The organism is Rhizobium sp. B21/90, from assembly GCF_019355815.1.
GTDB classification, from domain to species: Bacteria; Pseudomonadota; Alphaproteobacteria; order Rhizobiales; family Rhizobiaceae; genus Rhizobium; species Rhizobium rhododendri.
The window spans coordinates 2,062,139-2,087,946 of sequence record NZ_CP072162.1 but is presented as its reverse complement, the minus strand read 5'-3'; the positions used below and the strand labels follow the sequence as shown (position 1 = coordinate 2,087,946).

General features: G+C 62.1%; 20 protein-coding genes. 6 read left to right on the top strand and 14 right to left on the bottom strand.

The window, feature by feature from the left end:
* Positions 1-33: 33 nt before the first annotated feature.
* Positions 34-453 (bottom strand): RNA polymerase-binding protein DksA, encoded by a 420-nt coding sequence (dksA, locus tag J5278_RS09885; protein WP_142822871.1) that lies wholly within the window; start codon positions 451-453, stop codon positions 34-36.
* 281 nt (positions 454-734) lie between these two features.
* On the opposite strand from dksA, the gene J5278_RS09880 reads away from it, so the two are divergent.
* The 4 genes from J5278_RS09880 (at position 735) to J5278_RS09865 (ending at position 4,527) form a co-directional block, all read left to right on the top strand.
* Entirely contained in the window at positions 735-1,244 is a 510-nt protein-coding gene (locus J5278_RS09880) for a histidine phosphatase family protein (protein ID WP_209183852.1), read from the top strand.
* A 79-nt stretch (positions 1,245-1,323) separates the two neighbouring features.
* Positions 1,324-2,799, top strand: a complete 1,476-nt coding sequence (locus J5278_RS09875) for a YcjX family protein (protein WP_209183853.1) — start codon at positions 1,324-1,326, stop codon at positions 2,797-2,799.
* The gene (locus J5278_RS09870; RefSeq protein ID WP_209183854.1) at positions 2,796-3,872 is read left to right on the top strand and encodes a YcjF family protein; all 1,077 of its coding nucleotides are present in this window, start codon (positions 2,796-2,798) and stop codon (positions 3,870-3,872) included. Before J5278_RS09875 ends, J5278_RS09870 begins: the two co-directional genes overlap by 4 nt.
* A gap of 103 nt (positions 3,873-3,975) precedes the next feature.
* The gene (locus J5278_RS09865) at positions 3,976-4,527 is read left to right on the top strand and encodes a hypothetical protein (protein WP_209183855.1); all 552 of its coding nucleotides are present in this window, start codon (positions 3,976-3,978) and stop codon (positions 4,525-4,527) included.
* Between the two features lie 55 nt (positions 4,528-4,582).
* Here the strand turns inward: J5278_RS09865 and folK are convergent, their stop codons facing one another.
* Genes folK through folP form a run of 3 tightly spaced genes read right to left on the bottom strand, consistent with a single transcriptional unit; the run spans position 4,583 to position 6,310 of the window.
* Positions 4,583-5,101, bottom strand: a complete 519-nt coding sequence (gene folK / locus J5278_RS09860) for a 2-amino-4-hydroxy-6-hydroxymethyldihydropteridine diphosphokinase (RefSeq protein ID WP_247749095.1) — start codon at positions 5,099-5,101, stop codon at positions 4,583-4,585.
* On the bottom strand, positions 5,094-5,462 hold the full coding sequence (gene folB, locus J5278_RS09855; RefSeq protein ID WP_142822878.1) for a dihydroneopterin aldolase: 369 nt from the start codon (positions 5,460-5,462) through the stop codon (positions 5,094-5,096). The genes folK and folB overlap by 8 nt, the downstream gene beginning before the upstream one ends.
* Positions 5,459-6,310 (bottom strand): dihydropteroate synthase, encoded by an 852-nt coding sequence (gene folP, locus J5278_RS09850; protein ID WP_247749096.1) that lies wholly within the window; start codon positions 6,308-6,310, stop codon positions 5,459-5,461. Before folP ends, folB begins: the two co-directional genes overlap by 4 nt.
* A gap of 110 nt (positions 6,311-6,420) precedes the next feature.
* Here folP and J5278_RS09845 point away from each other — a divergent pair, with 110 nt between their 5' ends.
* Entirely contained in the window at positions 6,421-7,050 is a 630-nt protein-coding gene (locus J5278_RS09845) for a DUF922 domain-containing Zn-dependent protease (protein ID WP_209183856.1), read from the top strand.
* 295 nt (positions 7,051-7,345) lie between these two features.
* Here J5278_RS09845 and J5278_RS09840 read toward each other — a convergent pair whose 3' ends face one another.
* Both J5278_RS09840 and J5278_RS09835 read right to left on the bottom strand, forming a co-directional pair.
* On the bottom strand, positions 7,346-7,666 hold the full coding sequence (locus J5278_RS09840; RefSeq protein ID WP_142822881.1) for a 2Fe-2S iron-sulfur cluster-binding protein: 321 nt from the start codon (positions 7,664-7,666) through the stop codon (positions 7,346-7,348).
* A 158-nt stretch (positions 7,667-7,824) separates the two neighbouring features.
* A complete protein-coding gene (locus tag J5278_RS09835) occupies positions 7,825-8,193 on the bottom strand; it encodes an Hpt domain-containing protein (protein ID WP_142822883.1) in 369 nt (122 codons plus the stop codon).
* 470 nt (positions 8,194-8,663) lie between these two features.
* Here J5278_RS09835 and J5278_RS09830 point away from each other — a divergent pair, with 470 nt between their 5' ends.
* Positions 8,664-15,536, top strand: a complete 6,873-nt coding sequence (locus J5278_RS09830; RefSeq protein WP_209183857.1) for a hypothetical protein — start codon at positions 8,664-8,666, stop codon at positions 15,534-15,536.
* Positions 15,537-15,649: 113 nt separating this feature from the next.
* Here the strand turns inward: J5278_RS09830 and J5278_RS09825 are convergent, their stop codons facing one another.
* The 8 genes from J5278_RS09825 to J5278_RS09790 all read right to left on the bottom strand — a co-directional run bounded on the left by J5278_RS09825 (position 15,650) and on the right by J5278_RS09790 (position 25,806).
* Positions 15,650-16,552, bottom strand: a complete 903-nt coding sequence (locus J5278_RS09825; RefSeq protein WP_209183858.1) for a hypothetical protein — start codon at positions 16,550-16,552, stop codon at positions 15,650-15,652.
* Between the two features lie 337 nt (positions 16,553-16,889).
* Positions 16,890-17,192 carry an RcnB family protein gene (locus J5278_RS09820; protein WP_209183859.1) on the bottom strand — a complete coding sequence of 101 codons (303 nt, stop codon included), beginning with the start codon at positions 17,190-17,192 and terminating at the stop codon, positions 16,890-16,892.
* A 157-nt stretch (positions 17,193-17,349) separates the two neighbouring features.
* Positions 17,350-18,957, bottom strand: coding sequence for a glycoside hydrolase family 43 protein (locus tag J5278_RS09815; RefSeq protein WP_209183860.1), 1,608 nt, complete (start codon positions 18,955-18,957; stop codon positions 17,350-17,352).
* Positions 18,958-19,043: 86 nt separating this feature from the next.
* Positions 19,044-20,075, bottom strand: coding sequence for an L-glyceraldehyde 3-phosphate reductase (mgrA, locus tag J5278_RS09810; RefSeq protein ID WP_209183861.1), 1,032 nt, complete (start codon positions 20,073-20,075; stop codon positions 19,044-19,046).
* 64 nt (positions 20,076-20,139) lie between these two features.
* Positions 20,140-21,273, bottom strand: a complete 1,134-nt coding sequence (locus tag J5278_RS09805; protein ID WP_209183862.1) for a Gfo/Idh/MocA family protein — start codon at positions 21,271-21,273, stop codon at positions 20,140-20,142.
* Between the two features lie 14 nt (positions 21,274-21,287).
* On the bottom strand, positions 21,288-22,049 hold the full coding sequence (locus J5278_RS09800) for a sugar phosphate isomerase/epimerase (protein WP_209183863.1): 762 nt from the start codon (positions 22,047-22,049) through the stop codon (positions 21,288-21,290).
* Between the two features lie 87 nt (positions 22,050-22,136).
* Positions 22,137-24,593, bottom strand: coding sequence for a glycoside hydrolase family 2 protein (locus J5278_RS09795; protein WP_209183864.1), 2,457 nt, complete (start codon positions 24,591-24,593; stop codon positions 22,137-22,139).
* Positions 24,594-24,714: 121 nt separating this feature from the next.
* Entirely contained in the window at positions 24,715-25,806 is a 1,092-nt protein-coding gene (locus J5278_RS09790; protein WP_209183865.1) for an ABC transporter ATP-binding protein, read from the bottom strand.
* Between the last annotated feature and the right edge of the window lie 2 nt (positions 25,807-25,808).

The following is a 25,808-nucleotide window of genomic DNA, read 5'->3' as shown; positions in this document are numbered from 1 at the left end:
GTGCCTTCTTAACAGATGTGGATCGCTTGATCCCTATTCGTCGCGGTAGACTTTTTCGCGACGCTCGTGGCGTTCCTGCGCTTCGATGGACAGGGTGGCAATCGGGCGGGCGTCGAGGCGCTTGAGGCCGATGGGCTCGCCGGTTTCTTCGCAGTAACCGTAAGTGCCGTCGTCGATCCGGGAAAGGGCTGCATCGATCTTGGAAATCAACTTGCGCTGGCGGTCCCTTGCACGAAGCTCGATGGCCCGGTCCGTTTCGGATGAAGCACGGTCGGCGAGATCGGGGTGATTGGCGCTTTCCTCAGCGAGATGCTCAAGCGTTTCGCGCGCTTCTCTCAGGATATCGGTTTTCCAGACAACCAACTTGGACCGGAAATAAGCCTTCTGCCGTACATTCATGAACTCCTCGTCTTCCGAGGGAACGTAGCTGCTAAGATCGATCTTCTCACTCAACGCGATTCTCCTGAAGAACATCTCATATGGCGCGGGGTATACAGCAAGCGACCGTGCCGGTTCAAGCCTAATACAGCCGCTGAACGGATTTTTAAATCTGTCATAAAAAACGGCTAAAGGTCTAATTTTTCATCATTTATTTTGGCGAAGCTTTTGAGCCGAAGCTATAAGGCTTCTGTGGACCAAGCTTTGTTTTCGCCGTTGCTTGGGATGTCGCGGTTGACGGATGGGCGTCGCGAACGCAAGGTCGATCGATAAACTTCACGATGGAACTGACCCCCATGACCCGTATTTTGCCGCCACCGTCCCGCATCTACCTGCTGCGACACGCCGAGGCAGCGCAGGCGCAGCCGGGCGAGCGCGACTTCGACCGGGCGCTTAATGACAACGGTTTTGCGCAGGCGGAAATCGTCGCCGCCAAGGCGGCAGACAAGGGCTACAGGCCGGATCTGGTGGTTGCTTCGACCGCGTTGCGCTGCCGCCAGACCACGGATGCCTTCAAGCGCGCCATCGGCGCCACCACCGAGGTTCAGTATGTAGACGGGCTCTACGACGCCTCGCAGGAGACCTATCTGGACATCCTGTCGGCCCAGGCCGGCGGCGACTCGATCATGCTTGTCGGCCACAATCCGATAATCTCGCAGGTGCTGGAGGTCCTGATCGGCCATGAGGCGATGCAGAAATCCCTGCCCGGCGGCTTTCCGACAGCGGGATTCGCTGTCCTCGACGCAATCCAGGACCCAGACGGTTCGACGGCGACCTGGATTCTCAGCGATTTCATTCGCGAATAGACGGCGAGCGGCAGGAGGCTGCTTCTTTTCACGGCAGCGCTCCCTATATTGCGATTGACTTCAATGCAGGGATGCCGCTTTGCCGCCGAGCCTCACTTCCTTCACCGACAACGCGCTGATTGCCTTTGACAATATCGCCGACCGGGCTGCTAACCTCGTCAATCCGACCATCCGCCTCGGCGTGACGGGCCTATCGCGCGCGGGCAAGACGGTTTTCATTTCCTCGCTCGTACACAACCTCCTGAACGGCGGCCGCCTGCCGCTGTTCGAGGCTATGCAGTCCGGGCGTATCTCGGCCGTGCGCCTCGAGCAACAGCCCGACGATGCCGTCCCTCGCTTCCAGTATGAAGACCACATCCGGGCGCTGGTGAAGGACCGTATCTGGCCGGATTCGACGCGTGCAATTTCCGAATTGCGCATCACGCTAGAATACCAGAGCGCCAGCGGCTGGAATCGCATTTTCTCCCCCGGCCGGCTATCGATCGATATCGTCGATTACCCCGGCGAGTGGCTGCTCGATCTGCCGCTGCTTGCCAAGGACTACCAGACCTTCAGCGACGAGACGCTGGGTTTGGCGCAAACAGGCGTCCGCGCCGAATTGTCCCGGGAGTGGCTGGCGCTCTCCGCCTCCACGGATGCGGCGTCTCCTGCCGACGAGATGCGCGCCCGCGATCTGGCCCAGGCCTTTACCGCCTATCTGCGCGCCTGCAAGTCGGATGAGCGCTCCCTGTCTACGTTGCCACCGGGACGTTTCCTGCTTCCAGGCGATCTCGACGGATCGCCGGCGTTGACCTTTGCACCTTTGCCGACACCTGCGCCGGGCAAGGCTGGCAAGGGCTCGCTTTGGGCGATGATGGAGCGGCGCTACGAGGCTTACAAGTCCGTGGTCGTCAAGCCGTTCTTCCGCGAACACTTCGCCCGGCTGGACCGGCAGATCGTCCTCGTCGATGCCTTGCAGGCCATCAATCGCGGCCCCGAGGCGATCCAGGACCTCGAGCGGGCGCTGGCCGACGTGCTGGCCTGTTTCCGACCCGGGACAAACAGCTTCCTCTCCTCCTTTGTCGGACGACGCATCGACCGGGTGCTGGTTGCTGCGACGAAGGCCGACCATCTCCACCATGAGAGCCACGACCGGCTAGAGGCCCTCACCCGCCGTCTCGTCGAGAGGGCAACCCAGCAGATCGGCATGACCGGTGCCGGCATTGACGTGATGGCGCTTGCCTCGATCCGGGCCACCCGCGAAGCTACGGTCACGCGCGACGGACAGGTGCTCCCGGTAATCGTCGGAACTCCCATTGCCGGCGAGACGATCAATGGCGATGTTTTCGATGGTATCCGCAACACCGCCGTCTTCCCCGGCGACCTGCCCCGCGATCCGCAGCAACTGTTCGCGCTTCCCGGCACCGAGAGCGATCCCGGTCCGCTGCCGGATGTCAACGTCGTGCGCTTTCGGCCGCCGCTACTCGACCGTTCGCCGACCGGCGTGGTTCTCTCGGTGCCGCACATCCGGCTTGACCGCGCCATGCAGTTCCTGTTCGGAGACCGCCTCGCATGACCCCACCGATCGAAAACGATCCGCCGCATTCCTCACGCAGTCCGGCAGCCTTCTCGATGGAGCCGGAACAGCCGCATGCCGATGCCCGTCAGGCAATGCCCGCCCGCCGTCCGCAAAGCTTCGATGCAGACGTCATCCTCACCCCTGACGAGGAGGATCCCTTCCTCAATCCGTCGTCGTCTCTCGAGGGTACGCTGCCGAGCCTCAAGCCCCGCCGGCGCTTTTCCTTTGCCAAGGTGGCGCTCAGTGCGTTCGGCATCCTCCTTTCGCTCGCCTTCGGACTCTGGACGGATGAGCTGATCCGCAATCTCTTCACCCGCGCCGACTGGCTGGGTTACACGGCGCTGACCGTGCTTGGCATCGGCATCCTCGCGGTGCTCGGAATGGTCGTCCGCGAAACAGCCGGCATGATGCGGCTGGCAACGGTACACGCCATCCGCGCCGAGGCGGAGGCCGCAGCGCTGGAGGTAAAACCTGCGCGTGCCCGGGCGCTGGTCGATCGGCTTTCGACGCTGTTTGCCGCCAAGCCAGCCACCGCCCGGGGCCGTGCCGCGCTGAAGGCGACGGAAGGCGATATCATCGATACGCAGGGCCTGATTTCGCTTGCTGAGCGCGAACTGCTGGGGCCGCTGGACCGCGATGCACGGGCGCTGATCCTCACCGCCTCCAAGCGCGTCTCAGTCGTCACCGCCGTTAGCCCGCGTGCGATCGTCGACCTGCTCTACGTGCTGTTCGAATCCACCCGCATGGTGCGCGCCATGGCCGACCTCTATGGCGGCCGGCCGGGAACATTGGGCATGCTTAAACTGATGCGCGATGTGGTTGCCCATCTGGCTGTCACCGGCTCCATTGCCGTCGGCGACGGCCTCGTCCAGCAGATCGTCGGCCATGGACTGGCCTCGAAACTGTCGGCGCGGCTTGGCGAAGGCGTCGTCAACGGGCTGATGACGGCCCGCATCGGCATTGCCGCAATGGACCTCTGCCGTCCTCTGCCATTCAGGGCGCTGAAGCGTCCGGGCATTGGCGACTTCATCGGCGACCTCTCGCCCGGCGCGGCCAAAAGACAGCCATGACAGGCCATTCTTTAAGGCCTGCACCCCAAAAGAAACCAGCTGTTAACCATTCTGAGGCAAAGTCGGAGCTTAGTTTCCGGTACACCTTTGCCAAGGAAAGCCCATGTTTTCGCGTAAGTTTATTCTTGTATGCGGCCTCGCCGTCATGGCCCTCTCCGTCGTCGACTGGGCGCAATCGGCCAATGCCTCGTCCCGCGACAAGGCTTTCTTCCAGTCGGTGTCCGGCGCATGGCGCGGTCCGGGCGAGATTGTTGCCGGCAAATACAAGGGCACCAAATTCACCTGCAATCTGATCGGCACGCCAAGCCAGGGATCCGCGACAGGCGTCAAGCTCGACGGTACCTGTCGCGTCGGCGTCTTCCAGCAGCCGATGTCTGCCGAGATCACACAGAGCGGCAGCACCTATAACGGCAAGTTCCTGGACGGCGCCGCCGGCAAGGGCCTCGACGTGACTTCAGGGTCCGTCAACGACAACACAGTCGTTGTCGGCCTGAACCGCCAGAAGCTGAACGGCGCCATGATCGCCCGCCTGCAGGACGACAAGTCGATGAACGTGACGATTTCGGTCAAGGTCGACGAGCAGATGGTCCCAGTCATCGGCCTCAGCCTGAAGCGCGAGGCTGTCGACACCATGACCGTCGGCGCCATCAAGTAATCGCTGCCATCCATTGGATTTTTAAAGGCCGGGCTATTGCTCGGCCTTTTGCTGTCTAGCCGCGCTGCCACCAGCTGTTATCTGCATCAGCTACTTCGATGCCGCCGATATCGGCGTTTGCAAGCCACGCCGTCACGGTCTTTCCGGCCACCACCAGATCTGCTGCAATATCCGCGAGCGGCATCAGCACGAAGCCGCGCTCGGTCATGCGGGCGTGCGGGATCTGCAGTTTTTTAGTATCGAGCGCAACATTCCCATAGGTGAGGATATCGATGTCGATCGTCCGGGGTCCCCAGCGCTCGATCCGTTCCCGCTTCATGCCGCGCTCGATATCGAGGCAGATGTCGAGCAAGGTCTCCGGCGGAAGCGATGTACTGATCGCCGCGCAGGCGTTGAAAAAGAACGCCTGGTCCGTTTTCCCCCACGGCGGCGTGCGGTAGAGTTTCGACACCGCGACGATGCTGCAATCGGCGCGCTCGTCGAGGGACTGCAAGGCCGTGGCCATCGCTCGGACCGGATCGGCAATATTGCCGCCAAGACCGAGCATTGCGGTGGTGAAATCAGTCTCAGGCAAAGTGCTCGATGCTCACTTGAACGTAGTCGAGAACGCCCGGGACAGGTGCGTTCGGCTTGCGGACGGTCACCCTGACGCGCTTGATCTGCGGAAACTTTTCGCACAGGCCTTTGGCTACGTCGAGCGCCAGCGCCTCGATCAGGTAGCGACGCTTGCCGGTGACGATTTCCTCGATGACGGTGAAGGCGACGCCGTAATTGACGGTGCCGTCGATCGAATCCGTCACCAGCGCCTCGCCGGCGGCAACGTCGAGTTCGGCGTCGACGAAGAACCGTTGCCCTAAAAACTCCTCCTCGTCGTGGACGCCGTGGCGGGCAAAGAATGCACAGTTCTGCAGGGTGATGGTGTAGATACCGCTCATGATGTTTTTATTCCTGATTTCGCCTGCATCTCCAGCATAGCATCGACGACGGCAAGTGCGTCCCTGTTGATTGCGACATTATGCACGCGGAAAATCGCGGCGCCCTGCATTCTGAGCAGCACCGTTGTCGCAGCTGTGCCCGCATCCCGCCCCTCGGCCTCCCGTCCGGTCAACTGGCCGATGAAGCGCTTTCGCGATGTGCCTGCGAGGAGCGGAAGGTCGAACCGCTTCAACTCGGCAAACCGCAGCATGAGTTCCAGGTTTTCATTGCCGTCCTTGGCAAAACCGAAGCCGGGATCGAGCACGATCCTGCCTCGATCGACCCCGGCAGCATCGGCAATTGCCAGCGATTGCTCGAGAAACACCCTCTGATCATCGATAACATCCGCCAACTTCTGGCGTTCGCGACCGGTGTGCATGATGCAGAGGCCGGCCCCGCTCTCGGCGGCAAGTGCTGCAATGTCCGGTTCGCGCTGCAGCCCGAATACGTCGTTGACGATGTGGGCACCGGCGGCAACTGCCAGCCGCGCCGTCTCTGCCCTGTAAGTATCGACGGAGATCAGCGCCTCGGTCTTGCCGCGCAGGGCTTCGATCACCGGCAACACCCTAGCCTGTTCTTCGGCAGCGCTGACGGGTTCGGCGCCCGGCCTCGTCGATTCGCCGCCGATATCGACGATGTCAGCACCCTCGGCGACACAGGCAAGCGCATGGGAGACTGCCGCATCGACGGACTGGAAACGGCCGCCGTCGGAAAAAGAGTCCGGTGTGATGTTGACGATCGCCATGATCGCGCTGCGGCTGAGATCAAGACGACGACCATGGCCCAAATGCCAGATATTATCGCGCATCGCTATCACGAACGTCCGCTCCGTTGAAATTGAAAAAAACCGTCGCCCGATGTTGCGCTCCCAGTGGCTATGCCGCAAGCTTCCGTGAAGTTCAACTGGTCCGATCACGAATGCCGACTGCATCGCGCTTTGCTTGCCTCCCACTCGCCGTTTTGCTGTCATGCGGCGTCTTGCGGAGCGCAGAAGCGGAAGTGGTCGCGCATAAATCCTTCTCTTATTTCGATATCAGCGGCGACACTGCCGACGAACTCGACGAGGCGCTCAATGCCGGCGGCCCAGCGGCGATGGGTGCCAGCAGCCGCCATCCCGGTGCAACCCGCATCCGCTTCGGTGGCCAGGCGACCTATGTGGAGAGCGGCGGCCGGTGCCATATCGGCGGCGCCCGGGTCACGGTTGACATCGTCGTCATCCTGCCGCGCTGGCGGGATCGCCGTCACGCGCAGCCCCGTCTTTCCGCTGTCTGGGACAGGCTGTCGGCCGACATCAAACGCCACGAGGAGCGTCATGCCGAGATTGCGAGGTTGCATGCGCGCAGCCTGGAGAAGGCCATCCTCTCGCTGCCAGCAGAGCGGACCTGCGATCTGCTGCAAGACAAGGTCAGCGGCGAATCAGTGCGCAATACCGTCCTGCACGATCAGGACCAGGCGCGGTTCGACCGTGTCGAGGCTACAAACTTCCAGATCCGCATGCAGCGCCTCGCGCAACGACGACACAGCGAAAAATCGGAAAAGATAGATTAAAAGCATATATTTAGAGAATCGCGACAATCGCTGTCGATCACCGCAACTGTGCGAAATATGACACGCTGTAGCTGAGATAGCAGGGGAAAAGCCGGCTTTACGCTTTACCACAGCCGTAATGTAGGATCATCTTACGTATAGCATCGACGATGTTATTGCGTTCCCATTTTCCTGGGTTCTCCCGGCGTATCCGAAGCCGCAAGCGCTTCCTCCCTCGCCTGTAGGCGATACGCCCGCCTGGCCTCGCTCCGCAAATGGGCGAGGTTTTTTTTGGGGCGCCTTGAGAGATGCAGGACTAGGCTTGGCGCTCCGGCACGTGAACGACAAGGCCGTCCAGCGCCGAGGTCAGCTTGATCTGACAGGAAAGCCGCGAGCTTGGCCTGACATCGAAGGCGAAATCGAGCATATCTTCTTCCATCGCAGCGGGCGGTCCCGCCTGCTCTATCCAGGCATCGTCGACATAGACATGACAGGTGGCGCAGGCGCAGGCGCCGCCGCACTCGGCTTCGATGCCGGGCACGGAATTGCGCACCGCGTTTTCCATCACGGTCGAGCCCTCGTCGGCATCGAAGTCGAAACGCGTGCCGTCGAAAGCAACGATTGTCAGTTTGGTCATGAGATAATCCGGATACGCGAGTGATATTGGCTGGGTGGATTTTCTTCCAACAATTCCAAACAGCAGTCAACATCGCCGGCTCCGAAAGCCACTGGCTCGGCCGGATACCGGTCAGCGATGTTGCCGTCCCTCATGGGGACGGCGCAGCGAATCTAGGCTTAACGGCAAAGCTTAAGAATGAAGTTTTCCGCTTCGACGACGGCGGTGCCGACAGCCGCCATGCAGGCAGCATCGCTGGAGTGCGCTTCGAAAGCCTCGGCGGATTGCGCCACCTTGAAGGCACCGACGGCGCTTGCTGCACCCTTCAGACGGTGGGTCCCGGCCTTCACCTGGTCGGCATTGCCGCTACCAATATCGTGGAGGCAGCTGCGTGCCTGGCGGGCGAACATCTGCAGAACCTCGATTTCGAGCACCTTGTCGCCCATGGTCTGCCGGGCGAGATGGACCAGATCGATCGGCTTTTCCCGCGACGGCCCCATGCCGCGCGAGTTGTCAGGGGCTTCAAATGCAATGTTCAAGGCGGCCATGGGCCCATTCTCCGGTTGTCTCTTGTCGGTGCGTTGCTGCATCCTTGCGGCTGCGGCATGGCCATCCCGTTAAATTCCGGCACAACGAAGGCGGAAAAATGCACGTATGGTTAACGATCGTTAAACACGGTTAAATTATCGGCTTTTCGACAATGCATTGATTTAAAAGGTGTTAACAACACGCTAACGCTTCCGGACGTTTGCCATCCCATAATTGTAACAGTGCTGCTAATGTGTCAGTACGGTACTGGTGTTTCGTGCCGCGGCGTCGCCTTTGCCCGACGCCCCGAAAGTGGTAATGTTTTGGTACCGCCCATTGTGCAAAATTGCACTTCGCGCGGATTGTAATGTGGATGCCGATGCCTTGTTAAGGAAATCGGTAGTACGGCTGGCGAGATGTTGCGTATCGGATCTTGGCGGATTTTCGAAATGCAGGGTCGGCCGGAACGAGTGTAACGAGGCGTATCCGTATGGCGAACAACAAATACAGCGAGTCGGTTGAAGACAAGGCTTTCAAAGCTTTGGACGAAGCGCTGCAAATCGATTTCAGCGATGACGGAATACCAGCTCGCACCGGACCTGCGCCGCGTGCAACGGAGGCAGATTTGGCCGAGACCTCGAATGCGCGTGCACGCCAGGCAAAGGAAGAAGCGGCTCGCAAGGCCGCCGCAGCCCGCGGAATTGCCGGGCGACCGGGCGATACCCCTCGCAATCAGATGTTCGAACCCGCCAACGATACCAGCAGGGCCAGCCCCCAGTCGATCCTGCGCTCGCTGGACAACGCCTCCATCGGCGGCGCCATCCGCAATGCGACGATCTTCTCGGTCATCTGGCTGATTGCCGGCATCGGTCTGACGAGCGTCATCTATTCCCCGCCGATCTGGCAGATCCGCTCGCTTGCTGAACTCGTTGCCCTCCCCGGCGTCATCGCCTGCATCATCGGCATCCTTGTGCCGATCCTGCTGTTCTATGCCTTTGCCATCATGCTGTCGCGCGCCCAGGACATGCGCAATGCCGCCCGCTCCATGGCTGAAGTGGCCCTGCGTCTCTCCGACCCCGAAACGATCGCCTCCGAGCGCATCATGACGGTCGGCCAGGCCGTGCGCCGCGAAGTCTCCGCGATGAACGAAGGCATCGAGCGGACCATCGCCCGCGCCACCGAACTCGAGACCCTCGTCCATTCCGAAGTCAACGCGCTCGAGCGCAGCTACGCCGACAACGAAATGCGTGTGCGCGGCCTCGTCCACGAACTCGGTTCCGAGCGCGACGCCATCGTCAATCACGCCGAGCGCATACGTTCGTCGATCTCTGGCGTCCACGAGCAGATCAAGGAAGACATGTCGCTCGCCACCGAGGAGATCGCCATTCGCCTGGCGACTTCAGGCGAAGCGTTTGCGACCCTGATGGACACGCGCGCCGCTGCACTTTCGGAAAAGTCGAACGCAGCCCTGCAGTCGCTCGGCTCGCTGCTGGCGGCCAAGACCGACAGCCTCATCGAAAACCTGAGTGCTTCCGGCTTCGCACTGAACCAGGAATTCGATACGCGCCTGGAATCCCTCTCCACCACCCTGTCCGAACGCGGCAAGAAGCTTCTCAGCCAGTTCGAGACACGCGCCTCGACGCTGGATGCCAACACCGACAAGCTGAATGCCGCGCTCAACGACCGCGCCCGCCAGTTGAACGAAACCCTGATCGCCCGTACCCGCGAAATTAGCGACAGCCTGAACAGCGGTGAACGCGGCATCACCGGTACCCTCGACAACGTGCTTGCAAAGCTCAACAGCGCACTTGACGAAAAGGGAGCCAGCTTCCGCCAGAGCCTGCAGTCGAGTGTCGACGACACCGTCATGGACCTAGACCTTCGCTCCGGCTTTTTCGAAGAGCGTCTGCAGTCGACGGTCGCGCAGGTGTCGACAAGCTTCGACGAACGTGTCGCGGAATTCGCAACGGCATTCGACAAGCGTGCCGGCTCGCTCGACAGCAAGCTGATAGAAAGCCTTGCGCGCATCAACGAAACGCTGGCCGGCGGCTCGGAAGCCATGGACGGCATCCTTACCACCAGCATCGAGCGTATCGGCTCCTCGCTGACCGACCATTCCTTCGCACTCGCCACAGCCCTGTCGACCGGCCATGAGGTGCTCGAAAGCGCCATCGGCTCGAAGGCAGCCGAAATTACCTCGGCGCTCGAAAGCCGCACCAGCGAATTCACCGCTGCGTTGCGCGGCGCGACTGGCGATGTCGCAGCCGTGCTCGGCACGGGCTCCGAAGAGCTGCAGGCAGCCCTCAGCGCCCGCACAGAGCAGCTGACGTCGGCACTTCGCGGCGCCACGCTCGAACTCTCATCATCCCTCACCACAAGCAGCAACGAACTGAGCAGCACCATCGCAGCCCGCTCAGCCGAGCTGACATCGGCGCTGACAGCCGCCACGACCGATGTTTCGTCGGCCGTCATTTCCGGCACCGAGACCCTGAATGCCACGTTCGAGGGTCGCGCCGAGGCACTGAGCGAGGCGCTTGCTGCACGCTCCGGACAGTTTACCAGCGTCATCGAAACAGCCACGTCCGAACTGACGACGGCGCTGTCTTCCGGTACCCACGAACTGACATCGGCCTTTGTCGGCCGCACGCAGGCGCTCAACGACACCCTGTCGGCGCGCACCGGCGAAATCACCCAGACGCTGGGCTCCGCCCACGAGCGGATCGATGCCGTCATGGCCGAACGCAGCGGCGCGCTTTTCAATGCTCTGTCGGACAGCCAGTCGCGCTTCGAACAGACCCTGGCCAGCCGTTCCGAGACCATCGTCAGCGCCGTTTCGGACAGCCACGAACGCCTGACAGACGCACTGGACGAGCGCACCATGACGCTCGCCATCTCGCTCTCCGATAGCCAGGAACGCCTCGAGCAGACCCTTGCCAGCCGCTCCGAGACGCTTTTGGGCGCAGTATCGACGACCCACGAGCGTCTGACCGATGCCCTGGACGACCGGACGATGGCTCTCGCCATCGCACTGTCCGAAACCCAGGAACGCCTCGACCAGACCCTGGCGAGCCGCACCGATGCCTTCACCAATGCCGTTACCGACAGCCGCGACCGCCTGACGGAAGCGCTGGACGAGCGTGCCATGGCGCTTGGCATCTCGCTGTCCGAGACGCAGGAGCGGCTCGAACAGACCCTGACCAGCCGCACGGACGCCTTCGCTGCTGCCGTTTCCGACGGCCGCGAACGCCTCACCGAAGCCCTGGACGAACGCGCCATGGCGCTGGCGATCTCTCTGTCGGAGACACAGGAGCGGCTCGAAAACACGCTCAGCACCCGCGGCGACGCCATCGCAACGTCGGTTTCCAGCGGTCACGATCGCATGCTGGAAACGCTGGACAGCAAGACCCGCGTCCTCGCGCAGACCTTGGCCGAAAACCACGCTCTGCTGGACGAAACGCTGGGCGTCAGCGTCGAGGCGATCAATGCAGTCGTCTCCAGCAGCCACAGCCGCCTCGGCGATGCTCTCGACGACAAGACCATGGCGCTCGCCATCTCGCTCGAAGAGTCCCAGAACCGTTTCGACAGCGCGCTCGAAGCCCGCACCAACGCCATTCTCGACAGCGTTGCCGGCGCAGAATCCCGCATCGCAGGTACCTTCGGCAAGGAAGCCGAGACCATCCGGGCGGCCTATGTCGACAATCACGAGCGCCTCGACCAGGCTCTCGGTGCCCACACCGAACGGCTGGCCAGCGTCCTCAACAACGGCGGCGAACGCCTCGAAACCGTGGTCGGCCAGTCGACCGCGCGCGTCGAGAATGCGCTTGCCGACACCACGGGCCGCCTCGAGGCCACCATCGGCACCGGCCTGACGCAGATGGACCACAGCCTCGAAAACGCCCACGAGCGCCTGCGCACCACGCTCGACCAGCGCGGCAACGCCATCCAGCAGACGTTGCGCGACGCCCACGAGCAGATCGACGGTACGCTTGCCGAACAGGCCATGACCATCGGCACGTCGATCGCCACCACCGTCGGCATGATGGAAATGTCCCTCGAAGAGCACGAAGCCTCGCTCCGGGGTGCCATCGACACCAGCGCCCGCTCGCTCGAGGAACGCCTGCAGAACAGCGCCGGTGCCATTGCCGGCAAGTTCCAGGACGCCGCCGGTGAAATCACCCGCTCGGCCGAAACATTTGCGTCGCACCTGACGACCTCCGTCGAAGGCATGACGACGCGCTTCGAAGACACGGGCTCGCGCGTCGAGTCCGGTCTCGTCGGCATCGAACACCGCATCCGCGACGGTATCTCCGGTGTCGTCGAACAGGTCGACGCTGCCGGTAACCGGCTGGCGGAAAGCCTCTCAGGCAGTGTGGAGCAGATCGACCGCGCCACCAGCGAGGCAGCTGCCCGCCTGACCGAGACCCTCGACGGACGCACTGCCAACCTCAGCAACGCCATGGAAACCGGTACCGCCCGCATCGACGAGCGCCTGTCCACCATGGATCGCGCGCTCAATCTCGGCCTCGATGCTGTCAACCGCACCATCGAGGGCAAGGCCACCGCACTGGCAACGACGCTGCGCACGGCAGTTGCCGACGCCGCGCAGGGCATGGACAACGAAGCCACGCGGACCGCAGAGCTGCTCGCCAGCACCGGCCAGCAGTTTGCCGATAATCTCGGCAACCGCAGCGAAGACTTCACCCGCACGATGGAAGAGCGCTCGCAGGACATCGTACACCGCGTCTCCGAGACCCAGAACCGCCTTGCAGGCCAGGCGGCAGCCGTCGCCCAGACGTTCTCCGAGGCCGGCAACATCATCGTCAACAAGGTTGCCGAAGCTGAAGGCCTCGTCGGCAACCAAGTCACAGCGCTGTCTGCCGCCCTCTCCGAGGTCGAACAGTCGCTCGAGGCCCGCGGCGCATCGCTGCGCTCGGCCCTTGCCGGCACCGGCGAGGAAATTGCATCCACCATGGCCCGCGTCGAACGCGCGCTTGAGGATCGCAGCACCGCCATCCGCACAAGCCTCGACGAACGCAGCCGCGATATCGATGCGACGCTTTCGGATGTCGACAAGACACTCGAAGCCCGCACCCAGCAGATGCGCTCCACATTGGCCGGAACAGGCGAACAGATTGCCTCCAGCCTGACGCGCGTCGGCGAAGCCCTCGAGGAACGCACCAACGCCATCCGCACCAACCTCGACGACCGCGCCCGCGATATCGATGCGACGCTTGCCAATGTCGACAAGGCGCTGGAAGCACGCGGTTCGTCCATTCGCAATAGCCTCGACGACCGGAGCCGCGACCTGAACTCCATGCTGGCCGGCCGCTCTGCGGAACTGGTACGCATCATCGACGAAAAGGCTCGCCCCGTGGTCGACGCCTACGCCGCCACCGGCGAACAGGCAGCCGAGCGCATCGCAGCGGCAGCACAACAGGCAGCCGAGCGCCTGCGCGCCGAGAACGCCGCGCTGGTCAATGCCATCGCGTCGCGCACCAACGAGACACTGGCCGCCATTTCGGCCCGCACGGAAAGCGTCACCAACACGGTGGATGCGCTGGAAACGAGCCTGCTTTCGAATGTCAACGGCCTCATCGAACGGCTGGGCGACAACAACTCGGCGATCGTTGCCATGCTCAACCGCGCCACGCACGATCTGGCCGAAGTCGATACACGCCTCGGCTCGACCAGCACGCGCTTTGCCGAGAGCGCCGGCAAGGCCTCCGAACTGGTCTCCGCCTCGACCCGCCTGCTCGAAGGCAAGATCGACAAGCTCAGCGACATCTCGATCCACACCCTGTCGCAGGTCGGCGGCATCATCAACCGCTTCGATGAGCACTCCAAGGTCCTGACCCAGGCATCGCAGCTTCTGGGCGCCGCCCAGTCGAACCTGATGTCGACGCTGGAAGAGCGTGAAAGCGCTCTGGAAGGCCTCTCGGTCGGGCTCGTTCAGCGCTCCGAGGAAATCGAAAAGACCCTGCGCGCCGTCGGCTCCATCGTCGAAACCGCATTCGACCGCGCCGAACAGCGTTCCAACCAGGTGTCGGGCAACCTGCGCCAGGGCGTCCAGGCATCCGTGGCCGATATCGGTCGCGTGCTGTCCGAGACGGAAGCCCGCGCCCAGCAGACGGCCGAGACGATGCGTGATGCGCTCGCCAAGGCCGGCCAGGAAGCAAACGACGCGATCGAGGGCACCTTCGCCAATGCCGAGCGTCGCTCCAACGAACTCACCAGCCGCCTCCGCGGTGGGCTGACAGCGTCGATGTCGGATGTCGAGAACATGTTCTCGGAAGCTGGCAAGACGACTGACAATGCCGCCTACTCCATGCGCGAAACCCTGCGCGTTGCCGTCGAGGAGGCCATCGACCGCTTCTCCGGCGCCACCGACGAGATCCGCCGTTCGGCCGGCGACATCCGCAAGGAACTAGACCTTACCCGTACGGAACTGAAGCGCGGTGCCTTCGACCTGCCGGAAGAAGCCAAGGAAAGCGCCGCTGCCATGCGTCGCGCCGTGGCCGAGCAGATCAAGGCCCTGCAGGATATCTCGCAGATCGTCGGGCGCTCCTCGCAGCAGCTGGAAATCGCACCGCCAGTGGCACGGGCTTCCGCCCAGCCGCAGCGCGTCGCTCCACAGCCGGCAGCCGTCGCGCCGCAGCCTCAGCCAGTTGCTCCGCAGCCGCAGCCGGTCGCCCAGCAGCGCCAGCCGATTGCCCAGCAGCCGGCACCGCAGTTCCTGCAGCAGACGGAAGCTGCCGCGCCGCAGCGTCCGATCGAGCCGATGGGCCTTCGCGGCACCATCGCTGCCGACCGCGCGCCACAGCAGCCACGCCAGCCCGCAGCAGCGCCAACGACGCCTGCCCGGCAGGATCAGGCCGGCGGCGGATGGATCAGCGACCTGTTGCGCGGCGCATCGCGCGACGACGCGGCCGACACGGCACCGGCCCGCGCACCCGCCCCGCGTGCTCCCGCCGAGACCGCCGCCCAGGCACCTCGCTCCGGCGATGCCAGAAACCCGCGTCACGTCGTGGAATCGCTGAACTCTCTGTCGGTCGATATCGCCCGCGCCATCGATCACGACGCATCGGTTGACCTCTGGCGCCGTTACCAGCGCGGCGAACGGGATGTCTTCACCCGCCGTCTCTACACGCTGAAGGGTCAGCAGACCTTCGACGAGATCAAGCGCAAGTATGACCGCGAGCCGGAATTCCGCACCGCCGTCGACCGCTACATCGGCGACTTCGAAAAGCTGCTCGCAGACGTTGCCAGCACGGATCGCGACAAATCCGTCACCCAGTCCTACCTGACCTCGGACACCGGCAAGGTCTACACCATGCTCGCCCACGCTGCCGGCCGTTTCAGCTGACAACAGCACCCCGCATAAACTGAAAAATCCCTGATCAGGGACCCCAGCACTTCAATAGAAAGCGGAGCCAAGTACCGATTATTTGGCTCCGCTTTTTATTTCCTGACATCTGCCTATCGCGACAGGGCTCTGGCCAAAATGCTTTCGTGTACGAAATGGGGTCCCCGGCCTTCATTTCGTAACTCTAGGGCTCTGATGATTTTCAGCCCATCATGGCTGTGCCGCCAATCTCGCGAAGCCTCGACCGCCACGCACAGGTAATGCGTGTTTCTGCATACGGTGCGTTTGAACCCGCCTCCGCGATCTGAAATCATTCCCTCTATCGCCTTACGCGGACCGAGAGTAAATCTTCCCGTCAGTACGAACATTCGCTGATCAAAAACAACTTCGTTATGATCCTCAAGTGCACCTTCGATTACGCCGACGTTGCCGAAGGTAGCCAGCCCGGTGTCGGTGGCGCTATCTCCGACCAGATGGGTGATCCACGTACATATGTCGTCGGATTCTTCCGGCGTGATCCTGCCATCGGCGATTGATCGACGCGCCGCATCTCTAAGGTTAGTCACCCGTAGATCAGCTTGGATGTTGGGATAGTTGGCCAATCGAGAAAGCAGCTTTTCTACTTCTCTAACAGTAATACGATTATCGCAGGCTATCCCGGCACAAAATCCATACAGCTCGTTGATTTCGTCTTTATCGTTCTCGATAATGAAATTACGGGATCGCATGGTAACGATATTTTCAACGATGTCGTAAATTTCGTGCGGCTCGTTCTTCCAGATATGAAGATCTTCAATGAGCTCGTGCGCATCTGGATCATGAAGCAGATTGAGAAAATTTCTGGCTTCGACAACTAGCGGATCGTATTCGGCAGTCTCGACCTTGCTACTTGCCAGAATGCCCTTCAGAAAGCCCAGCCAATAAGCGAGCGCCTTCCGATAGTTTGACCCGGCGTTAATTCTATCGAGCGATGCGCCTTCATGCTCGTATTGACCCAGCTTTATGGTGTCGACCATTCTATCCCCCTCGTAAGATGAGATAAAATACAACCTATCAGAGAAAATATTGAAAAGCGAGAATAAGCCTGCGAGACGCAAAATCGACCAATTTTGCGCCACTTAAAGTTGGAGAATTGCGTTAAACTATCCGGACTTTAAGCGAGGCCTATCCGCATCGCGCTCATCATCCCGTCATAACCGTTGCCGACGAGGTATAAGCACATTCTGCAGGCGGAGAGGCCCGTTAAAACTTTCTGTCGCCGTTTCTGGAGCGCGCTGCGAATATTTCGGAGTTCGGTCAAATCCTTCAAAGTATTTTGACGGTAGGTAGTCACGCAAAAATCCAGCGGCCGCTTTAGCGCGCGGCCACGACGCTGAGGATGAGGCCGCTGGTGGAGCCGACCATCAGGAAGCTTCCGCCGATGCGGACCCATCGATAGCCGTGGGGTGGCGTCTTCAGGCGGTAGCGGGTGTAGTCGAGGGGGACGGCGTGGTTGCGGTCAGAGGGCGAAAGCCGATGGCCGCGCGTCCAGCTTCCCTTGTGCAGAACAGGCCGATGAACGTCTTTTGATGGCGTCGCGGCAAGGGCCGCAGGGGCTTGCGCCAGCGGTGCAATCAGGCACGCCGCAGCAAGCAGCGCGGTGATCGTCTTCTTCATGGGCTTTCCTCGTAGTTTTACGTCTTTTAGACGCGCAGCCATATCTGAAAAAGGTGACGGATCGCGGTCAAATATATTAAATTTTGTCAATGCAGTCAGGCGCGACCTGCTGTGGGGCAGGCCGGCCAGGCAAACATGGCCCACAACGTCCGTCAACCTAGAGGATGTCGTAGTTGAACCAGTCGAAATCTGCGGGTTTCGCCCGACCAGAGAGATCGAAGGCAAACATGCCGACAAAGGCGCCGGTGAACGAGCCGTGCTCTCCTCGTCCGCCCTCGTCCGAAATCACGCCAGCGTCGAGCACCGGCCCAATCGCCTGCCATGCACCCATGCCCTCGGCCTGCCAGTAGAACTGCAGGTCGTTGTCGCGTACCTCCAGGGAGAGCTGCAATCGTCCCTCTGGAACGGCGACGCCACTGCCGATGGGGAAGGTAAGGCGTCCCTCCGGATAGTCGCCCGGGCATGAGAGAATGGTCAGGCACCTCCCCAGTTCCTCATGGACGGTGACGGCGAGCGCATAGAACTTGAAGCGGTTATAATAATGGGTCAGCCCCGCTACCTGTTGGTAGGTATCCGGCAGAAACTCGATCACGGTTTCCGCCCGGAACCGATGATGCTCCTGCCGACGGGCAACCAGCGATTGCTCGAACCAGGAGCCGATGCTTTCGCGGCCGAACAGCCGCAGATGGCCCGGCCGCTCGGTAAGACTGAACAGCCGCTCCGGCCTCGGGGTGCGAAGCCACTGGAAATCAGCCGGCAATATCGCTCCGTCGAAATTCGCACCGCTGCGTCGCGGCTTGTCGATGGGAACGGCACCGGCAAGGCCCGGAACGTCCACGTCGCCCACCACGGTGCCGTTTGCGAGATAGAGCCAGTCATCCTTCCAGACGCATTTCTGCAGGGCCGTCTCGCGGCCGAGTGTGCAGCGACGCAACGGCGCCAGCGGACGGCCACAAAGGTGGGTGTGATAGGCCTCGCCGTCAGGGGTCTCGACATATTGGCCATGCCCGGTGCGCTGCAGGCCTGCCTCCGGGTGATCCTTCGCGGTGATCAGGTGGCTGTCCGGATGCAGTTCGTAGGGCCCGCCGATATCGCGCGACCGGGCCATGGTGACGGCATGGTCGTAGCCGGTGCCACCCTCGGCGGTCGTCAGGTAATACCAGCCGTTGCGCTGGAACAGGTGCGGACCCTCGACGAGACCGAGCTGGCTGCCGGCAAAGATGTTGCGGATCGGGCCTTTGAGAGACTTGCTGGCGGCATCGTATTCCTGCAGCAGGATACCGTCGAAGGCAGGCGACTTCGGCGAGCCGCCAAAGCTCTCGCTGCGGTGGTTCCACTGCATGTTGACGAACCACTTGCGACCGTCGGCATCGTGAAACAGCGACGGGTCGAAGCCCGATGAATTGACATAGACCGGATCCGACCAATCGCCCTCGATGGTCTCTGAAGTCACGATGTAATTATGGGCGTCCTTGAAATTGCCGTCGAGCCGTTTGACGTCGGTGTAGACCAGCCAGAAAAGCCCATCGGCATGGGACAGGCAAGGCGCCCAGATGCCGCAGCTGTCCGGATTGCCGCGCATGTCGAGCTGCGCCTGGCGCTCGAGCGGCCGGCGCACCAGCGTCCAGTTCACCAGGTCGCGCGAGTGGTGGATCTGCACACCCGGATACCACTCGAAGGTCGATGTCGCGATATAGTAGTCGTCACCGACGCGGCAGATGGACGGATCGGGATTAAAGCCGGGTAAAATAGGATTGCGGATCATCGGTCTACCTCCTCCAAGGCGATGAAAGCGCCGCCCACAGGCGGCGCCTCAGTTCGAACTATCGGCACACAGTCACCGAGCAGTGACTATTCCAGCTCGGCCGACTTGGCCCAGAGGTTGATATCGGCTTCCTTGGCATAAACGTCGATTTCACTCAGCTCCTCGGCGGTGAAATCGACGTTGTCGAGCGCCTTGACGCAATCGACGATCTGTGACGAACGGCTGGCGCCGATCAGCGCCGAGGTCACCCTGCCGCCGCGCAGAACCCAGGCTATCGCCAGCTGCGCCAGCGTCTGGCCGCGCTTTTCGGCAATCGCGTTCAGCTTGCGGATATTCTCGAGGATCGACGGGCGTATGAATTCCCGCTTCAGGAAATGGTCCTGCGCGGCACGGCTGTCTTCCGGAATGCCGTTCAGATACTTGGTCGTCAGCATCCCCTGCGCCAGCGGCGAAAAGACGATGGAGCCCATGCCGACGTCGTCCAGCGTGTCGAGCAGCTTGTCGTCCTCGACCCAGCGGTTGAGCATGGAGTAGCTCGGCTGGTGGATGAGGCATGGCGTGCCCAGTGATTTCAGGATCTCGGCCGCCTCGCGGGTGCGCTGTGAGTTATAGGACGAGATACCGACATACTGTGCCCGCCCGGAGCGAACGATGTAGTCGAGAGCACCGCAGGTTTCCTCGAGCGGCGTGTCCGGATCGAAGCGGTGCGAATAGAAGATGTCGACATAGTCGAGGCCCATGCGCTTCAGGCTCTGGTCGCAGGAGGCAACGAGATACTTGCGGCTTCCCCACTCGCCGTAGGGACCCGGCCACATGTTGTAGCCGGCCTTGGAGGAGATGATCAGTTCGTCCCGCAGGCCGGCAAAATCCGTGCGCAGGATTTCGCCGAACGCCGTTTCGGCCGAGCCCGGAGGCGGGCCGTAATTGTTGGCAAGATCGAAATGGGTGATGCCGAGGTCAAAGGCGGTGCGGCACATCTCGACCTTGCGGTCATGGGACGTGTCGCCACCGAAATTGTGCCAGAGGCCGAGCGAAACGGCCGGCAGCTTCAGGCCGGATCGGCCGGTGCGGTTGTACTTCATCTTGGAATAGCGGTCTTCCGCCGGTTGCCAGCTCATCGATATCTCTCCCATGCTCGAACGCGGGCTGTTCAGCCCGCGCGCACAATAGCTCCCGCCAGCTTTACTTCAAGAGCGCCTGTGCCTCTTCAATGCCGAGCGCTGCCGGCTGGCTGCAGGTGGTCGTCAATTCGATAAACCGGTTCTCGGCGCCGGAAGTCAGGATCGACGTCATGACATCGACGCCGTGCAGCGTACGGTCGAGCGAGCACCGGGCATCGCGCCCGTCGATCAGCGAGGCCGCCATGTCGGCGAGCCCGGCGGTGCGATAATTGGCGCGCGGACCCTGCGGACTTTCCTGGTTAGCGATGCCGAAGGGATGCTCCCATGCATCCAGCGTCTTGATGTCCTTGTTGCGACCGCTGGCTTCGACCGTTCCACCGAAGAAATTCGGATCGGGCACGTAGAGCGAGCCCTCGGTGCCGTAGAGCTCGATGCTGCCATGCCGATGCGACCAGACGTCCCAGCTGGCCGTGAGCGTGATGGTCGCGCCGCTGACGAATTCCAGCAACGCCTGGATGGTCGTCGGCGTCTTCACCGGAATGATTTCGCCATGGCGTGGCTGGCTGGTGATCGTGCGGGTCTCCGACGCCATCGAGGTCATCGCGCCGACGCGCTTGACGGGCCCGATCAGGTTGATGAGATCGGCCACGTAATACGGGCCGAGATCGAGGATAGGACCGGCGCCGGGCAGGAAGAAGAAGTCCGGGTTCGGATGCCACATCTCCATGCCGGCGCTCATCACATGGCAGGTGCCCGACGTGATCCGGCCGATGCCGCCGTCGTCGATGAACTTGCGCGCCAGCTGGTGGGCGCCGCCGAGAAACGTGTCCGGGGCGCAGCCGACGGCGAGCCCCTTTTCCGTCGCAAGACGCCGCAGCGTCTCGCCCTCTTCCAGCGTCAGCACCAGCGGCTTTTCCGAGTAGACGTGCTTGCCGGCTTCGAGGATACGCTTGGAGACCGCGAAATGGGCGTCCGGGATGGTCAGGTTGACGATCACTTCGAGCTCGTCGTTTGCGAGCAGTTCGTCGATCGTTTGCGCCCTGACGCCAAACTCCTCCGCCCGGAGCTCCGCCGCACCCATGTTGATGTCGGCGCAGGCGAGCACCTTCAATCCCTTGAAGAGCGGTGACAGCGTGAAATAGGTCGTTGAGATATTGCCGCATCCAATGATGCCGACACCGAGTTCCTTGGCCATGATGAGCCCTCCGATCAGTAGGTCTTGAACGATGCGATAGAGCGCGTCACGACGCGGTCCAGATCGTTGGGATTGTCATGCTCCACCACATAATGGCGGGCGCCCGTCGACTTCAACGCCTGCATCAGCTTGGCCCAGTCGAGTGTGCCGTGGCCAACGTCGGCCCAGCCACCCTCGTCCGTGTTTTCGCCGGCCGGCGCGATGTCCTTGACATGGACGGCGGTGATGCGCGGACCCAGCGTCTCTATCCACGCGAACGGATCGGCGCCGCCGCGCACCACCCAGGCGATATCGGCTTCCCACGAAAGACCGGGGCCACCGGCCATGATGTGTTCCATCGGCGTCGAGCCATCGGCAAGCTTGACGAACTCGAAATCATGATTGTGCCAGCCGAAATCGAGGCCGGCATTCCTGAACCGGCGGCCCGCCGCCTCCAGCCGGGCGCCAAATGCATGCCAGCCCTTTGCGTCCGAGGGCCGCTGGTCAGGCATGATGTGCGGTGCGTAGATCGACTCGATGCCGAGCACGCCGGCGATCTCGAGGGCACGCTCGGGGTTGCTCTCCAGCAGGTCGAGGCCGAAGTGTCCGGTCGGCATGGTGAGGCCGTTGCTGTCGAGATCGGCACGCATCGCCTTCAGTCCGGCATCGTCGAGGCTCGCATACATCGCGCCGTAACCTTCGACCTCCTTGTAACCGGCCTTGGCAACCTTGGCGAACACGTCGGAAAACGGCGGGAACTCGCGGGCGCTGTAAAGCTGAAAACCAAGTGTCGTCATTGCTTTCTCCTCCATGGCCGTTCGGCCTGTCGTCTTGGCCGGCTTGTGCCGGTCGGGGTGCCGCCGATGGCAGCAACGTGATCGGGGTCAGTCCAGCGATTGGCAGGACTGCAGGTCGTAGAAACGGAAATCCGGCAGGGCGTCGGGCGCCATCGGCAGCGACGGCATGAACCTGACCAGCCGCGTCTCGCCGGCCGTAAGATCGAATGCGTTGTCGGAATAGCGCCCGTCCGTCTCGCTCTCGATCATGACGAAAAGTGCAAGTCCGCTGGCGGTGAGCGTCATTTCGACCGCCCCGTCCTCCGTGCGCTCGATGCGCCGGACGCTGAGGCCCGATGGCTCGAGTTCCAGCGCCTTGTAGGTACCGTGGACGTAGTGTCCCTGCCCGCCCATGCCGTTCGAAGTTGTGAATGTCCATCCGAGAAGGCAGCCGGGAGCAATCGCCGCGGCATCGACCTCGAAGGCGGCAACGGCAGCATCCGGACCGCAGGTCGCCTGCACCGAGGTCATCGGCCTGACCTCACCGGACATTGTGATGACGTGCAGAGCGAGGTCGATGCTGACCTCGTCGAGTGTGTCGTTGACGACGGACATCCGGATCGTCGCCTTGTCCTCGGAGGGGATCGCGGCAACTGCCACCGGCTGGAAGAAGCGGCGCACCATGTAGTGCATCGCCTTCCAGCGCCCGCCATAATCGAGGCTGGACCAGGAAGCGACCGGCCAGGTGTCGTTCAGCTGCCAGTATATCGTCCCCATGCAATGGGGCTTCAGCGAGCGCCAGTAATCGACCGCCGTCTGGATCGCCAGCGCCTGCTGGATCTGGCTGAGATAGACGAAATTGGCGAAATCCTTGGGGAAGCGGAAATAGCGGAACATCGTTGCCGCGATCCGCTCGTTGCCGCCGGCGTTCTTCTGGTGAAGCTCCATCACCGGCGATGCGACGTTCATGTCCTTCGGCTCGGCATAGGTCCGGATGACCGGCAGCGAGGTGTAGGACTGAAAGCCGAATTCCGAGCAGAAGCGCGGGCGCACGGAGCGGTAATTGTCAAAGCTCTTGTTCTCGTGCCAGACCGACCAGTAGTGCATGTCGCCGGAGCCATCGGCATGCCAGGCATCGCCGAAATCGAGATAGCCCGAGGCCGGGCTCGACGGCCACCAGATCGCCTCCGGCGCCGCCTGCTTCATGGCAAGCTCGATGGTCCGGTTGAGCCGGTCGTATGAGACCAGGTAGCGGTCGCGATCCTTGCGCGATTCCTCGAACCAGGTGAGAGCGCCCACCAGTTCGTTGTCGCCGCACCAGAGCGCGATCGAGGGATGGCTGGCCAGACGCTTTACCTGATACATCACCTCGGCCGCGACATTGTCGAGAAAGTCCCCGGTCGAGGGATAGAGATTGCAGGCGAACATGAAGTCCTGCCAGATCATCAGGCCAAGCCGGTCGCAGATGTCGTAGAACCAGCCGGCCTCGTAGAAGCCGCCGCCCCACACCCGGATCATGTTCATGTGCACATCGGCTGCAGACTGCAGCAGGTCCTCGGTCTTTTCCCGGCTCGAGCGCGAGAACAGCGCATCGGCGGGGATCCAGTTGGCACCGCGGCAGAAGATCTCGCGACCGTTGACCTTGAAGGCAAACCGGCTGCCGGCCGCATCCTTGTCGGTGATCAGTTCGATGGTGCGAAGACCGATCTGCCGTGTCACCACCTCGTTTCCGGTTTCGACCGACAGCCTGTAGAGCGCCTGCTCGCCGCTGCCGGCAGGCCACCAGAGCCTCGGTTCGTCGATATGGAAGACGTGGGTAATGGCGGTCTCGCCGGCCACCACGCCGCAATCAAGCCGCACCCGCTCGCCGTCCAATTCGAAATAGAGCTGTGCCACCCCCTGCCGGCCGGCAAACAAGGCCGCCGTCACCAGGAGATCGACGGTGCCGTCGTCGTTGTGCATCTGGCGCGTCGTCACGCTCTCGATCCGCGCCGTCTCCAGCCGGCGCAGCGCTACCGTGCCGTAAAGTCCGAGCGGCGCGATAGCGATATTCCAGTCCCAGCCGAAATGGCTCTGCGGCTTGCGCAGCATGTTGCCGTTGGCGATGGGCGAATTGCCGGGATGGTAGGGGATGTAGAAGGGCTGCTTCTCCTGCAAGGCGGCGCCGACTGCAATGCTGGAATGCAGCACGATGCTGAGCGTGTTTTCACCGGGTCGCAGAGCCTTGGAAACATCGGGACGATAGCGGCGAAAGCAATTGTCCGCCTCGAGCACGACGGTATCGTTGATCGTAACGGTCGCCACCGTATCGAGAGAGTCGATATCGAGATACCAGTCACCGTCGACCTCGCCGAGGACAAATCGCCGCTGCAGCACCCAGTCACGATGGGCCACCCATTGGACCACCTCCTCGTTGCGCCCGACATAGGGGTCGACAATGATGCCGGCCGCCTGCAATGCCGAATGGACATCGCCGGGGATCTGGATTTCGGCCTGGTGGTCACTGCCCGGTGATGTCAACTGCCATGGGCCGGCGAGATCGATCGAAGTTTCTGTATCCGTCATGCCGTCATTTCCTAAATTCAACGCCGAAAGCGCCTCTCGCTCTTTCTTCGCTCAGTCCTCGGCCAGCAGGGCATGCCTCAGCGGCGCGGAAGCGCCGAAGGAGACCCGCAACCCCTCGCCCCTAGATCCGCAATTCTGTCGCAGCGTCGAAGACCGAGGCCACGGACATGTCGAAAATCAGCTTGATCGCCGCACCCGGCTTGAAACGACGCGCGCCGTTGATGCGCACCGACATGATGTGGCCGGCATGCTTGATCCACAAAAGGTTGTCGGCCCCCATCGGCTCTTCGATATCGACGACCGCATCGTGGACTTCAGCACCGGGACCGGCGGCCTCGTTGACCCCTATATGCTCCGGACGCAGCCCGAGGACGACCTTGCGACCCGCCACAAGGGGGTCGGAAGCCGCATAGCCGTCGAGCGTGAAGTCCACGCCGTTGGTCGAGAAAGCCACCTTGCCATCGCGCTCGACGAGTTCGCCACGCAGGAAGTTCATCGACGGCGAGCCGATGAAGCCGGCGACGAACAGGTTGCGCGGCGCGTTGTAGATCGTGGTGGGATCGTCGAGCTGCTGGATGACGCCGTTCTTCATGATGGCGATGCGGTCTGCGAGCGTCAGAGCCTCGATCTGGTCATGGGTGACGTAGATCATCGTGTTCTTCAGCGCATGGTGCAGTCGCTTGATTTCGACGCGCAGCTCGGAGCGCAGCTTTGCATCGAGGTTGGACAGCGGTTCGTCGAACAGGAAGACGTCGACGTCGCGCACCAACGCCCGGCCAATGGCAACGCGCTGCCGCTGGCCGCCCGAGAGCTCTGCCGGCTTGCGCTTCAGCAGCGGCTGGATCTGCAGGATCTCGGCAGCCCTTGCGATGCGCTTTTCGATCTCCGCCTTCGGCAGACGCGCCACGCGGAGGCCGAAGGACAGGTTCTTTTCGACCGTCATCTGCGGATAGAGGGCGTAGGACTGGAACACCATGCCGATGCCGCGGTCCTTGGGCTCTTCCCAGGTGACGTTCTTGTCCTTGATGAAGATCTGGCCGTCGGAGATGTCCAGCAACCCGGCAATGCAGTTCAAAAGGGTTGACTTGCCGCAACCGGACGAGCCGAGAAGCACCAGGAACTCGCCGTCCTCGATTTCGAGGTTGAGGTTCTGCAGGACATTGACCGCGCCGAAATTGAGCGACAGATCGCGAATGGAAACACTGGATGTCATGA